Source organism: Achromobacter sp. D10 (genome assembly GCF_035282245.1).
Lineage (GTDB): Bacteria > Pseudomonadota > Gammaproteobacteria > Burkholderiales > Burkholderiaceae_B > Achromobacter > Achromobacter insolitus.
The window spans coordinates 423,000-435,857 of sequence record NZ_JAYJLE010000004.1; the positions used below are offsets into that span (position 1 = coordinate 423,000).

The 12,858-nt window shown below is 66.7% G+C and carries 11 protein-coding genes; 1 reads left to right on the forward strand and 10 read right to left on the reverse strand.

Going from position 1 to position 12,858, the window contains the following annotated elements; genetic code table 11:
- Nucleotides 1–23 precede the first annotated feature (23 nt).
- The 10 genes from VCS63_RS14290 to VCS63_RS14335 form a co-directional block, all read right to left on the reverse strand.
- Nucleotides 24–1,022 (reverse strand): HAD family hydrolase, encoded by a 999-nt coding sequence (locus VCS63_RS14290; RefSeq protein WP_042793591.1) that lies wholly within the window; start codon nt 1,020–1,022, stop codon nt 24–26.
- A complete protein-coding gene (locus VCS63_RS14295; protein WP_323880134.1) occupies nt 1,019–2,446 on the reverse strand; it encodes a hypothetical protein in 1,428 nt (475 codons plus the stop codon). The genes VCS63_RS14290 and VCS63_RS14295 overlap by 4 nt, the downstream gene beginning before the upstream one ends.
- Nucleotides 2,443–4,038, reverse strand: coding sequence for a VWA domain-containing protein (locus tag VCS63_RS14300; RefSeq protein WP_323880135.1), 1,596 nt, complete (start codon nt 4,036–4,038; stop codon nt 2,443–2,445). Before VCS63_RS14300 ends, VCS63_RS14295 begins: the two co-directional genes overlap by 4 nt.
- Nucleotides 4,023–5,042: a VWA domain-containing protein gene (locus tag VCS63_RS14305; protein ID WP_175201076.1), complete on the reverse strand. Its 1,020-nt coding sequence runs from the start codon at nt 5,040–5,042 to the stop codon at nt 4,023–4,025. The genes VCS63_RS14300 and VCS63_RS14305 overlap by 16 nt, the downstream gene beginning before the upstream one ends.
- Nucleotides 5,029–5,529 (reverse strand): DUF4381 domain-containing protein, encoded by a 501-nt coding sequence (locus tag VCS63_RS14310; protein ID WP_323880137.1) that lies wholly within the window; start codon nt 5,527–5,529, stop codon nt 5,029–5,031. The genes VCS63_RS14305 and VCS63_RS14310 overlap by 14 nt, the downstream gene beginning before the upstream one ends.
- Entirely contained in the window at nt 5,526–6,485 is a 960-nt protein-coding gene (locus tag VCS63_RS14315; protein WP_323880139.1) for a DUF58 domain-containing protein, read from the reverse strand. Before VCS63_RS14315 ends, VCS63_RS14310 begins: the two co-directional genes overlap by 4 nt.
- Before the next feature lie 7 nt (nt 6,486–6,492).
- On the reverse strand, nt 6,493–7,464 hold the full coding sequence (locus tag VCS63_RS14320) for an AAA family ATPase (protein WP_278486718.1): 972 nt from the start codon (nt 7,462–7,464) through the stop codon (nt 6,493–6,495).
- A 38-nt stretch (nt 7,465–7,502) separates the two neighbouring features.
- Nucleotides 7,503–8,666, reverse strand: a complete 1,164-nt coding sequence (locus VCS63_RS14325; RefSeq protein ID WP_042793594.1) for a formylglycine-generating enzyme family protein — start codon at nt 8,664–8,666, stop codon at nt 7,503–7,505.
- Nucleotides 8,667–8,747: 81 nt separating this feature from the next.
- A complete protein-coding gene (locus VCS63_RS14330; protein WP_416379193.1) occupies nt 8,748–9,665 on the reverse strand; it encodes a SphA family protein in 918 nt (305 codons plus the stop codon).
- A 349-nt stretch (nt 9,666–10,014) separates the two neighbouring features.
- Nucleotides 10,015–11,592, reverse strand: a complete 1,578-nt coding sequence (locus tag VCS63_RS14335) for a TerC family protein (protein WP_164793698.1) — start codon at nt 11,590–11,592, stop codon at nt 10,015–10,017.
- Nucleotides 11,593–12,331: 739 nt separating this feature from the next.
- Between VCS63_RS14335 and VCS63_RS14340 the strand changes: the two genes are divergently transcribed.
- Complete coding sequence (locus tag VCS63_RS14340; protein ID WP_323880143.1) at nt 12,332–12,685, forward strand: hypothetical protein; 354 nt, start codon at nt 12,332–12,334, stop codon at nt 12,683–12,685.
- The last annotated feature ends 173 nt before the right edge of the window (nt 12,686–12,858 follow it).

A 12,858-nucleotide genomic window follows, 5' to 3' on the forward strand; every position in this document is an offset into this window, starting at 1 on the left:
CGGTTCCCAATCACGTAAACGAATCACTGCGTTTCAAATGCGTACACCCTTCTCCACTCCTTTGCCATATCCACGATTACCCAACCCCTTTGTTGCGCTTCGTCCAGGGCCTTGTCCAGCCGGCCGACCTTGGATTCGCGGTCGTAAGCCCATTCGCGCCTGCCGTCGGTGTGGTGCACCAAGCCCGCAAAGCGCTTGCCGCTGCCGGCCGCGGTCCACTGCAGCATCTGCAGATCGCCGTCTGAATTGCCGAAGGCGAAGATGGGCTGGCGGCCGATGAATTTATTGATGGCCACGGGCTTGCCCGGACCGTCGTCGTTGAAGTCCAGCTTGGGCGTGCGCATCAGTACTGGCTTGCCGTCCCGCATCTGGAACTCGGTGACGAAAGTGGTGCCTATGACTTGCTCGGGCGGTATGCCGTAGACGCTTTGGGCCCAGGCGCGCATGAACTCCACTTCGCCGCCCGACACAATGTAGGTCTTGAAGCCGTTGCTCCGCAGGTAGTCCAGCAACTCCAGCATCGGCGCGTAGATCATGCTGGTGTAAGGCTGCTTGAAGCGCGGATGGCGGGCGGTCTTGATCCATTGCTTGACCTCGGCGCTGAAAGCCTGCGTGCTCATATTGGTGTGCGTGGCCCCCACGATCTTGAGCAGCCCTTCGGTGCCCGAGGCCGCCAGCGCCTGGCGGTCACCCTCGATCGCGGCTTTGAAGGGCTGCTCCGTTGCCCATTCAGGGTGCTGCGGGGCCATGGCCTTGACCTGGTCCAGCGCAAAGATCAATTGGAAGTACAGAGGCTGCTCGCTCCATAGCGTGCCATCGTTGTCGAACACGGCGATGCGATCGGACGGCGCCACGTAGTCGGGACTGCCGTCGCGAGTGACAGCCTCGACAAAACCGAGGATTGCCTGGCGCGAGGGACCTTCGTTCCAGGACGGCAGCGGCGACTGCGCGCGCGCCATACCGGCCAATAGCAGCAGCATCAGCAGCGCGCACCAGCGCCGGACAAGCAGAGGCATCGTCATGGGAGATCTCCTGGCAGTTCGCCGGACGCGGCGTCGGCGGTTCCACGTGATGGTTTGGCCGGACGGGGATTCAGGGCAAGCAAGCACTGCGATCGGGCCGCGTGCCGAGGGGCGCGCAAGGCGCGCCGCAAGCGCGGAAACACCTCGCGCAAGCCGCGCCAGCCGCGCTCCGCGTCGGGCTCGCGGCCGTAGCAGGCCCGCAGGGCGTCAGCGCCAGGCTGCCGCAGAGCGGGGCCCAGGCTCGCCGTTGCCCGTGCCAGCGTGGCGGTGCCGCAAGCGCGGCGCAGCCACGTATACAGCGCGTCCAGGCGTGGTTGGGGTTGGGCAAGCAGGCGCTGCAGTCTCATCGCGGCATAAGATTCGGATTCGCGCCAACGCTGGCGCCGCGCGCGCAGCGCGCTTTGCATGCCAGCGAACGCCCGCCGTATCCACGGGGCGGCCAGCCACCCCGCCAGCGCTGCAACCGCCAGCCCTCCTCCCAGAGCCAGCCAGCCTCCCGGGATACGCAGCTGCGCTCGCCTCCCCATATCCCGCAGGTCCTGCTCGACCGAAAATGGCGTTTGATAAGCGGCGCCCGCCTGCGCCTCGAAGCGTTGCGCGGGCAGTTCCGCGCGCTCTTCCTTGTTGGCCGCAATGTTCCACCAGCGGATCTCTACCGCAGGCAATTCGTAAGCGCCGGCCCGCTCAATCACGTAATCGAGCCGGTCCACGCGTCGTCCGCCCACAAAACCGCCCCTGCTGTCCGAGATCGGCGCCAATTGGGGATCCGATGGATACAGCTTGAGGCCCGGTACAACGGCGGCAACGGGCGGAGGGATCAGCATGGCTTGCGCGCCCTGCGCTTCTATCGTGATGACGCGGCTGACGCGGTCGCCCACGGCGGGCGGCTGGGCCGAAAACTGGATCTGCTGGGCCGCCTGGACAGCGCTTGCCGCCAGCGCGTGGCCGGCCAGGCCGCCGGGCGGTCCCGCGGCCCGCAGCTCCAGCGCACGCGTCTGCGCGGCCAGCGGTGCAGACGCCTGCCCCACCTGGGCGCTGACGTGGATGACGGGTATACGCAAGGGACCGGCCGCTACGGGGCTGACGAGATAGGAGAAGCGCAATCCGTTGTAGGCCACGCCGCCGATCGTGGCGCGGATGATGGTGGCCTGGCCCGACGGCCCCGAGACCAGCGCGCCAGGAACATCCAGGGCTGGCAGTTGAGGGGGTTGGGTAAACCAGGTCGAGGTCAGCACGTCCACCTGCAGGACGGATGTGGCGCCCGCCATCAGTGGGCCGCCCGGGGCCATGCGCGCCTCGGCTCGTAACTGCGCTGCGGCATCCGCGGATTGGGCGTGCGCCACACCGGCCGCCAGGGCCAGGAGCAAGGACAGCAGCAGCAACAGCAGGCCGAGGTGGCGCGGCGGATCATGGCGGCGGATCATGGCTGCCTCCCCTGCGCTGGCGCGGCCTTGCGCGCGTCTTCGATGGCGAACTTCTGCTTCAGGAAACCCGCCGGCGACAGGCTCAGGTTGCGTAACCAGACCTCATCGGATGCGGCTTGGGTAACGGTGGTCCGCACCATCTTGCCGGCGGCCTTGTCGTTATCCATGCGGGTCTCGTCCGGCTTATCCGAGTCGTCGTCCTGCTGTTCGGTTTCAGCGGCGGCGATCAGCTTGGCGACCAACTCCCGGTTCTCGCGCGCTTGCGGAAAATCCGGTCGCGCGCGTAGCGCCTGGTCATAGGCAGCAAGCGCGGCGCCGTAGCTGCGTAAGCGGACCTGGGTATTGCCCATATAGAAATAGCCTTCTGGCGTGTCCAGCCTGGCGAAGGCAGCCAATGCGGCCTGGTAGTCGCCCGCGTCGTAGGCCGCGCGCCCCTTCCAGTAAGGATCGGTGAAACGCGTCGCGGCTTCGGCATAGCGTTGGTGTTCGTAGGCCCAACGCCCTTGCTGGTCGGGCGTGAAGAACGCATCCACCAGGGGATTCGCTTCCGCCCGAGGCGCGTGCAGCGCGCCGCCGGCAGCGAGCACGAGGCACGCCGTCCAGTTGATGTTCCAACCGCGCCGCAGCGCCAATAGCGCCAGCAAGGCCAGGGGCCAGCACAGCCAGTAACCCGCGTCTTTCCAGTGCAGCGGCTTGTCCGCGTCCTGCACTTCCTGGAAGTGGCGCTGCGCGTGCAGGGATACCCAGTCCAGGTCGTCATCGTTCAAGGTAAGGCTGCCCAGGGGCGCGCGCGCGGCTTGCGCCAGCTGTTTCAGCGCAGCCTCGTCGAAATTGCCCAGCAGGGGCTTGCCCTGGCCGTCCAGGCGGGGCTGGCCCCGGGCGTCACGGACCAGGCCGCCATCGCGGGTGCCTGCTGCCCACACCAGTATCTGGAAGGAACTGGCGCGGGCCAGACGTTCAACCTCGGCCAACTGGCGCGTGTCCGCGCCGTCGGTCACCAGCACCAAGGTGCCGCCTGCTTCGCCGGATTGCAGCAGGCTTGCAGCCAGGGAAATGGCGCCGGCGGCGTCCTTGCCCGGCGTAGCGATCAGGTCGGTCGACAGGGCCTGGACGAACATATCCGGAAGTGCCGGATCATCGGTGGGCGGCAGCACCAGGTGCGCCGATCCGGCATAGGCGATCAGGCCCGTCTTGGCGCCCGCGCGCCGTGCCAGCAGGTCGCGCAGCTTGCGTTTGGCGGCCTCCAGGCGGCTGGGCGGCAGATCGGCCGCGTCCATCGAGGGCGACAGGTCCACTGCCGCGATCAGCGGGGCAAGATTGTCCAGGAAGGCCGGTCGGTCTTGCCGCCACGTCGGGCCGGCAGCGGCGATGCCACCCAACGCCAGCAGCACTGCCAGCATCTGCGCCGGGCGCGGGCCGCGGCTGCCTGGCGTGCGCACGGTCAGGTATGGCAGCAGCGCGGGCGCAATATTGCTCCGCCATCCGCGATACCCGTCCTCACCCCACCGCCGCCATAGCAGCAAGGCCGCGGCCGGAATCGCCAGCAGCCACCAGGGGCGCAGGAAATGGAAGGCGCTCAGGTCGATTTCCACTCGCCCTCCTCCGTGCCTCGCTTGGTGCCGCCTGGATCGCGGCGCCAGCCGCGCAGCGCGGCAAGGAGGTGCCACCCTCCCAGCAGCAACAGCGCCAGCCCCAGCGGCACCCAGAAGAAATCCTGCTTGGGCTGGTGGCGAAGCTCACGCACCTCGTGTGGCGTGATCCGGTCCAGTTCGGCATAGACCTGCCGCAGCGATGCCTGGTCCTGTGCGGGGAAAAAGCGGCCGCCGGTCTTGGCGGCTATCGCGCGCAAGGCGTCGAAATCTACCTTTTCCTCGCCTTCCGCCTGCGGATCGCCTATGCCTATCGTGTGAATCACGATATGGCGCGCGGCGGCCATGGCCGCGGCTCGGTCGGGCGGCACGGCGCTACCGGTGTCGTTACCGTCCGTCAGCAGGATCAGGACCTGGTCGTGCTCGCCAGCGTGCTCGAATTGCTTGATCGCCACGCCGATGGCGTCGCCGATCGCGGTGTTGGGACCGGCCATGCGTGTGCTGACTTGACCCAGCAGCAGTTGGAGCGTGGCGTGGTCCTGCGTCAGCGGCGCCTGCGGATAGGCCGCCGTGCCGAATACGATGAGCCCGAGCCGGTCGTCTTTGCGGCGCTCGATGAATTCGCCGACTACCGTTTTCACGCCCGTCAGCCGGTCCTCCCGGCGGCCGTCCGGCGCGATGAAGTCCTGGGTCTCCATGGATTGCGAGATATCGATGGCCAGAAGCAGGTCGCGCACCGGCTGGCGGTGTTCCAGCGGCGGATCGACCCGTTCGGGCCGCGCCAGGGCCAGGACCAGGAACAGCCAAACCAGGAAGTTCAGCGCCAGTTGCCAGCGGTCGCCGCGCACGCCGGGACGCTGCGGCGTCTGCCCCGTGCTGCGCGCGACCGATTCGAAGAATGGAATGCGCACCGCGCTGCGGCGCTGCACGTATGGCGGCAGATAGCGGTACGCCAGCCAGCCCAGCGGCAGCAGCGCGAGCAGCCAGGGATACTCAAGCCGCCACATGGTGCTTCTCCATCCATACACGGCTTGCGGCAAACAGTTGCCGCAAATGCGCGGGATCGATGGCCCGCAGGGTATCCGGCGGCGCATAGGCGAGCGCGCGCAAGAGGATGCCGGCATCGGGTGGAAAGACCGCCTTGCCGCTATCCAAGTAAGCGACCCACTCCGCGCCCTGCAGCGCGCCCACCCGTGCCCGATCCGCCGCGGTCACGGACGACAGGCCGACGCGCTTGAGCAGTTCAGGCAAGGCGCGCGCGGCCAGCGGATCGGATTGCGCCGCCAGCCGCAGCGCTTCCAGCATGCGCAGGCCCGCGCGCCGATAGCGGTTGCGCCTGTGCCGGCGCACTACCCGCCAAGCGACCCAAGCCGCCAGCGCCAGCACCACCGCCAGCGCGACCAGCCACCCCCAGGTCTGCGGCCAATAACTGACCGGCGCGGGCAGCGGCAATTGCCGCAGCTGTTCGATGGACGGCGTGGCGTCGGCGTTCACGTGCGCTCCCGGGGTGGCGGGCGGCTTGCGTGGCGGCCCAGTTCGCGGCGCAGCTGCGTCGCGGTGTCCTCCGCCGTGTCGATGGATAGCAGCGGCACACGGCTGCGTCGAAGCAGTTCCGCCACGTCGTGCAGGCGCCCGGAGAAAAATGCCGACAGGGGCTCTCGCACCTGCTTGCGGTCCGCCGCCACCTCCACCTGCAACTCACCCTGGGTCACCACCAGCCGGCCGCGCAGCGGAATGCGCAGCGCCAGCGGGTCGTACACCAGCGTGGCGACCACGTCGTTATGCGCCGCCAGCGTACGCAACAGGCGCAGGGTCGTATCATCCGCGCCGGCGAAGTCGCTGATCAGGCACACCAGGCAATCGTGCGGTGCGTGCGCCAGCGCGCCCTCCAGCGCCTGGTTCAGGCGGCCAGAAGCGTCCACGTCGGGTTGATCGGCGCGCATGGACTGACTGCGGCGCGCGATGGCGGCAAACAAGGCCTGGATGCGTTCACGGCTGCGCAGCGGGCGCACATTGTCCATGCCCGCATCGCTGAACACCAGGCCCCCTACCCGGTCGCCGGCCTGGAAGGCCATCCAGGCGGAAAGCGCGGCCACGCGCGCCGCCACCACTGATTTGAAGTTGCGCACCGAGCCGAAATACATGCCCATGCGCTGGTCCACCACCACCAGCGACGGACGGTCGCGTTCTTCGCTGTAGGTACGCACGTAGGGCTTGCCCAACCGTTGGGACGCGCGCCAGTCCAACTGGCGCAGATCGTCTCCGGGCAGGTAGCGGCGCAATTCCTCGAAATCCAGCCCGCGTCCGCGCAAGCGCGAACCATGCTGGCCGGCAAGGATGCTGCGCACCGGCTGGCGGCTGAAGAAGCCCAGGCCGCGCGCGGCGGGCTCCAACGCCATCAGGTCCGCGATGCGGACCTGCACTTCCGGAGGGGGAGCGGCGGAGGCCATGGCGGGTTCAGACCGGTATCGCGACCGTGTCCAGCAGTTTGTCTATCACGTGGTCCGCCGTGATGCCGTCGGCCACGGCGTCATAGGACAGATGCAGGCGATGCCGCAACACCGGTCTGGCCACGCCGCGCACGTCGTCGGGCGAGGCAAAGTCCTGTCCGGACAGCCAGGCGTGGGCGCGCGCCACCTTGTCCAGCGCGATCGCGCCACGCGGGCTGGCCCCCACCTGGACCCAGCGCGCAAGATCCGGGTCATGTTCCGCCGGGCGGCGGGTCGCGTTGACCAGGTCCACCAGGTATTGGTCCAGCGCCTCGGATACATGCACCTTATCGACCTCCGCGCGGCAAGCGAACAGGGCTTCCTGCGTCAGCCGCAGGCCGGGTTCTCCCGCGTCCTGGCGCGCTTCGCCCCGCAACAAGGCCAGCATCTGCTTTTCGCTGTCGGCATCGGGATAGTCCAGCACGATCTTCATGATGAAGCGATCCATCTGCGCTTCGGGCAACGGATAGGTGCCCTCCTGTTCTATCGGATTCTGGGTGGCCAGCACCATGAACAACTGCGGCATGCGGTGGGTCGTGCCCGCCACCGTGATCTGCCTCTCTTCCATGGCTTCCAGCAGCGCCGCCTGCACCTTGGCGGGCGCGCGGTTGATCTCGTCGGCCAGGATCAGGTTGCCGAACAGCGGTCCCTGCTGAAACTGGATGCGGCTATTGCCCTGCGCGTCCTGCTGCAGCACCTCGGCGCCCGTGATGTCCGAAGGCAGCAGGTCGGGCGTGAACTGGATGCGGCTCATGGCGGCGGCCAGGTGTTGCGCCAAGGTCTTGACCGTGCGCGTCTTGGCCAGTCCGGGCAGGCTTTCCAGCAGCAAATGGCCGTCGGCCAACAGGCCCAGCAGCACTTCGCGGATGACGGCGCCCTGGCCCAGCACCGAGCGCGCGATGGCGCGCTCCAACTCCAGGATGCTGTCGCGGTTGCTCATCGGCATTGCTTCTCCTGCGTGAAGGATGGCTTATCGGATCAGCGGCTGGCGATACCGTTTCTCGCGGTCTGAGCCAGCTTCCATTGCTGGGGCGTCATGACGGTGCGAAAGCCCAGATGCGACATCCCGTTCATCGGGTCCGTGCCGCGCCGGGCGCTGGTGCGGTAGCTGATGCAATAGGTATCGCTGCAAAGAAACGAGCCGCCGCGCGTCACGCGTTTGGGCGCCGCGGGCGGGACGATGCCGTCATCGGGGTCGAAGCTGTCGGCAGGGCCGGCCGGATCCGCCGGAGGCTGGCGATACTGCGCCTGGATCTTGAACGCGTCGGCGCGGTACCAATCCGCGGTCCACTGCCACACATTGCCAGCCATGTCGTACAGGCCATAGCCATTGGGAGAAAAGCTTCCCACCGGCATGGTGCCGACCTGTACCTTTTCATCCTTCACGACGGGGAAAGGCTGCCGCTGCTGCGTGTCCCAGATATTGGCCATGGCCTTGCCCTGCGGCAGCAGTTCCTCGCCCCACGCGTAGGTGGCCTGCTCCAGTCCGCCGCGCGCGGCCATTTCCCATTCGGATTCGGTGGGAAGACGCTTGCCCGCCCATTTGGCATAGGCCACGGCGTCCTGGTACGACACCTGCACCACCGGGTGGTCGTCTTTGCCTGCAATGGAACTGCCCGGGCCTTGCGGATGGCGCCAGTTCGCGCCCGGCACGTAGCGCCACCAGCGAGAATAATCGCGCAGGGACACTTCGCTTTCGGTGCCGACGAACACCATGGCGCCTGGCACCAGCAGGCTGTCGTCCGGACGGGGCGTGCCGGGCGGCAACTGCACCTGCAGGTCTTCCCACCGCGGCTTCTGCTCGGCGGTCGTGACATAGCCCGTGGCCTCGACAAAGCGCCGGAACTGCGCGTTCGTGACGTCGTTCACGTCCATCCAGAAACCGCTGACCGATACCTTGTGCGCCGGCATTTCGTTGGGTTGGGCCAGCCGATGGTCGCTGCCCATCAGGAATTCGCGCCCCGGTATCCAGGCCATGCCGGCCGGGCCGCTTTTGCCGTCGCCCAGCACGACCTTCACGGCCTGCGGTCCAGCCTCCTTGCCCATGAGCAAATAGGCCGTGCCAGCGCCCGCGCCGAGCACCACGCCGGCCAGCAGCAATGCGCCAGCCAAGCGTGCCTTCCCTTGTGTTTGCTTTGCCATTCCTATCACCCAAAAGCTAACGGTTCAGGGGCGGCGGCGCCGCTCCCCCGGGGCTGGCTGCCCCTTGAAATCGTGCTGCGTTCAGAACACCAGCGTCGCGGTCGCCATCACCGTGTCATTGCTGTCCAGACGCTTCGTGCTGCTGATGGTGGGCACCCAGCGCAGGCCCAGGGACAAAGAGCGCTTGTCCGCCAGTTTCCTGTCATAGGTCACGATGGGACCCAGCGCCCAATCGCGCCCTTTGAAGCCGTTGAGCCGATCGGCCGTCGGGCCGGAATCGCTGCCCAGTTGCTGGATGGTGCCCAGGATCAGGCCCGCGCTGACGCCGTTGCTGAATAGCTTGCGGCCCATCACATCCATGCTGAACAGCGGCGCGTTGCGGTAGTCCGTGGCGTTGTTGCGTGTGTAGAACTGGATGCCGGCGACGGTGTCGAGTTGAAAGCCCGCCTCCGGAAATATCTTGGTATAGGCCACCTGCGGAATGAAGGTCCAATTGTTCAGGCTGGGGTTGGCCATGTCGTCGGCGTTGTACTTGCCGGTAGGTGCCCAGATGTTCAGGCTGAGCGCCATGTGCGAGGTTTCCGAAAAGTGGTAACCCGCGATGATGGGCGAGAAGTACAGATCGAACAGGTTCGAGGCGGTGTCGCTCTGGCTTACGCTGCGCCCGCCAGCCCCCGCCACGGTGGAATTCACCTTGTTCCAGACGTAGGGCAGCGTAAAGCTGGACGCGAAGTTCCAGGGGCCCGGCCCGGTATCCCATGTCTTGAGGATGGTGGCCAGCGTGAACGCCACCTTCGCGTCCAGGCCGAGCGAGGTGCGGCCTCCTATGGGCACTTCGCGGCTGCCGCCCACGGTGCCGTCCAGGTAGATTTGAGAGAAGTTGACGGCCCAGATCGGTTCTGGAGACACGATGCCGGCGTTGGGCTGTACGTTGGTGCCGGTAATCTGGCGCCCCAGGGCGCCTTCCGTCGCCCAGGCCGCCGCAGGCAAGACTGACATTGCGCAGACGGTCATTCCGGCCGCTGTCCTGCTGGCTGTGATTTTCCTGAATGCAGACCTCGTACTGCCCATGCTATGTACCTCGGCAAGAGATAACAAAATGCAAAGACACGCCGTATGGAAACGCCGATTTCAGCAATGAGGGCCGAAATCATAAGTCGAGAAATCTGTCGCAATATTCTCACAGAGTTTTGCTTTCACCAAGCTGGGCCCGCCAGTCAGTGAGCGCCCGGCTTTCAGTCCCGCGAAAGGTGTTGGATACCGGCACGCCACAGGGTCGCAGGCGATTCAAAAAAAAGGGGATGCCGGCGGCATCCCCTTTTCATGCAGACGCCATCGGCGTCATCAATCACTGCGCTTGCTCGATCTCCTGACGCACGAGGCTGGCGCGTACCTGGTCGATCCGCAGGCCATCGCGGCGGGTGATTTCGAAGCGCCAGTCACGCCACGTGATTGCATCCCCCGCTTCAGGAATCCGTCCGGCGGCGCGCAACAGACAGCCGGCCAGCGTCGCGTCGGGATACTCCTCTGCCAGCGCGGACGCATCCAGCAAGCGCGCTGCTTCGGCCACCGCCAGCCGGCCTTCCAGCAGCCACGATCCGTCGGCGAGTTGCAAGGCTTCGGCCTGGTCTTCCTGGTGTTCGGGCAGGTCGCCCGCGACGGCGGTCAACACGTCCATCGGCGTGATCAGGCCTTCGCACACGCCATGTTCGTCCACCACGATCAGCATGTGGTCGCGCGACGCGCGCAGCTCGTCCAGCACCTTGAGCACGGGCATGGTTTCCATTACATAGCGCGGTTCGCGGGCCAGCTCCACCAGATCGATCGGGCCCGGGTTCTGCAGCAGCGGCAGCAGGTCCTTGAAGTGCAGCACGCCCAATACGTTGGCCGGATCGCCCGCGCACAACGGCAGGCGCGAATGGCCGCTGCCGAATTTGCGCACGATGGCCTCCGGGGTGTCGGCGACATCCAGCCAGACCATGTCGCCGCGCGGCACCATGATGGAGCGGACATCCCGCCCGCCGATGGAGAGCACGCGTTCGATCATGGTGCTTTCCTCCGGCGCGAAGGCCGGCTCATCATCCGCGCCGTCGACCAGCGCGGCAACCTCGTCCGCCTGCCCCGCCGCCTCGCCCTTGCGGCCGGCGCGCAGCAGGCGCAGCACGGCTTGCGCGGTGCGCTGGCGGCGGCCCAGGGCATGCGTGCCCCGGGCGCGGTTGCGGCGCGCCAGCTGGTTGAAGAGCTCGATCAGGATCGAGAAGCCGATGGCGGCATACAGATAACCCTTGGGCACATGGAAGCCCAGGCCTTCGGCCACCAGGCTGAAGCCGATCATCAGCAAGAGGCCCAGGCACAGGATCACCACCGTGGGATGGCGGCCCACGAAGCTCATCAGCGGACGGCTTGCCAACATCATCACGGCCATGGCGACGACGACGGCGATCATCATGATGCTGAGATCCTGCACCATGCCGACGGCCGTGATCACCGAGTCCAGCGAGAACACGGCGTCCAGCACCACGATCTGCAGGATCACCTGCCAGAACACGGCATGTTGCGGCTTCTGTCCCTGGTCATGGCTGGCGCTGCCTTCCACGCGTTCATGCAGCTCCATGGTGCCCTTGAACAGCAGGAACAGGCCGCCCAGGATCAGGATCAGGTCGCGTCCCGAGATCTCGGCGCCCAGCAACGTGAACATCGGTTCGGTCAGCGTGACCACCCACGCGATACTGGCCAGCAGGCCCAGGCGCATCACCATCGCCAGCGTCAGGCCGATCAAGCGCGCGCGGTTGCGCTGCGCGGGCGGCAGCTTGTCCGCCAGGATGGCAATGAACACCAGGTTGTCGATACCCAGCACGATTTCAAGCACGACCAGGGTCGCCAGGCCGAGCCAGGCGGTGGGGTCGGACATCCAGTCGAAAATCATCGATATTCCATGCAAATCGGGGCCGCGCGCCTAGGGGCGCCGGACGGGATCAAGAAGAGCGCGCCGCAGGTGCGCGCCAGAGGCTTGGAACGGGCATGAACAGGCCCCGGGGCTGGCGGCGGAGCGCGGCCGCCCAGACGCGGCGTGGCCGCAGCGGCGTGCAGGGAGTCGGCGTGGGGGCTGTGCGCCCGAGCCGTGGCGGAAAGATGGGGCGTCGGGCGCCGGCTTGCTTGCGGCGCCCTGCTAGGGGGTGGGTCTTCAGTCATAAATGGCGAACCGCTCTGGGCTGCCTGTGCAGCGCATGGGGGGAGCGTTCGCCCTGCTCTCTTTCTTACGGGAAACTGAATACTACCTGAATACCCTTGGGCGCGCATCCGGGCCACCCCCACTCCCGCAGCGGTGCCCGCTCCTGCTCATGCGGGATTTTCCTGGTGTTTACCCTAGGTCGGCGATATACTCCCGGCACTTTCAACTCACCCGAGATCAATGTGGACAACGACGGATGTAGTCAATACACGACTGCAAGCGCCGCTTGACGCAGGATCCGCGGAAATAGTCCGCGCCGGTCCTGCCTGAAGCCAGGAACCGGCTCTACGGTCCCGTATCGCGCGGGACCGCCCCAGCCCAATCCCCTACTGCTTGCCGACGCGACGCGTCGCGCCCCGTGGCGCGCGTGCGCACGGCGTGGCGGCGCATGCATGTGGACTTTCCACCGTACTCCCCCGCTTAGGAGACGACCATGCGTATCAAGCAATTCCTGCCATTCCTGGACCGGACCCGCGCAACCCAGGCCACTCCGACCGCCACCGCGCCGGTCTATCAATTCACCATCGTCAGCGTGGGCGACACGCTCAACGCATTGCGTAAGCAACTCTATTACGAACTGCGCGACCTGGATCTGCGCGTACTGGCCGTGCGGATCTCACGCGCCGAACCGGACCAGCTGGCGTCGACTGTCGTCACGCTGCACTGCCCGCCCCACCTGCGCAACCTGCTGGGCGCAATCGCGCTACGTCTCGGGCAGAGCCCCTATGTGCGCCGCGTGCACTGGGAATGCGAGTCGGGTGCGGCCATTGCCGTACTGCCGGCCTGAAGCCGGCCCGGTCCAGGGCGGTTGCCGGGAGGCTGTCATGAAAGATCCGTACAAAACCTTGATGATTGCGCGCGTCGTGGCGCTGGCGTTGATCTGGCTGGCGGGGCTGCTGTTGGTCCTGCGTTCGATCTGGCGCCTGCCCTGAGCGGCCGCGCACCCTTTTCATACGTGCT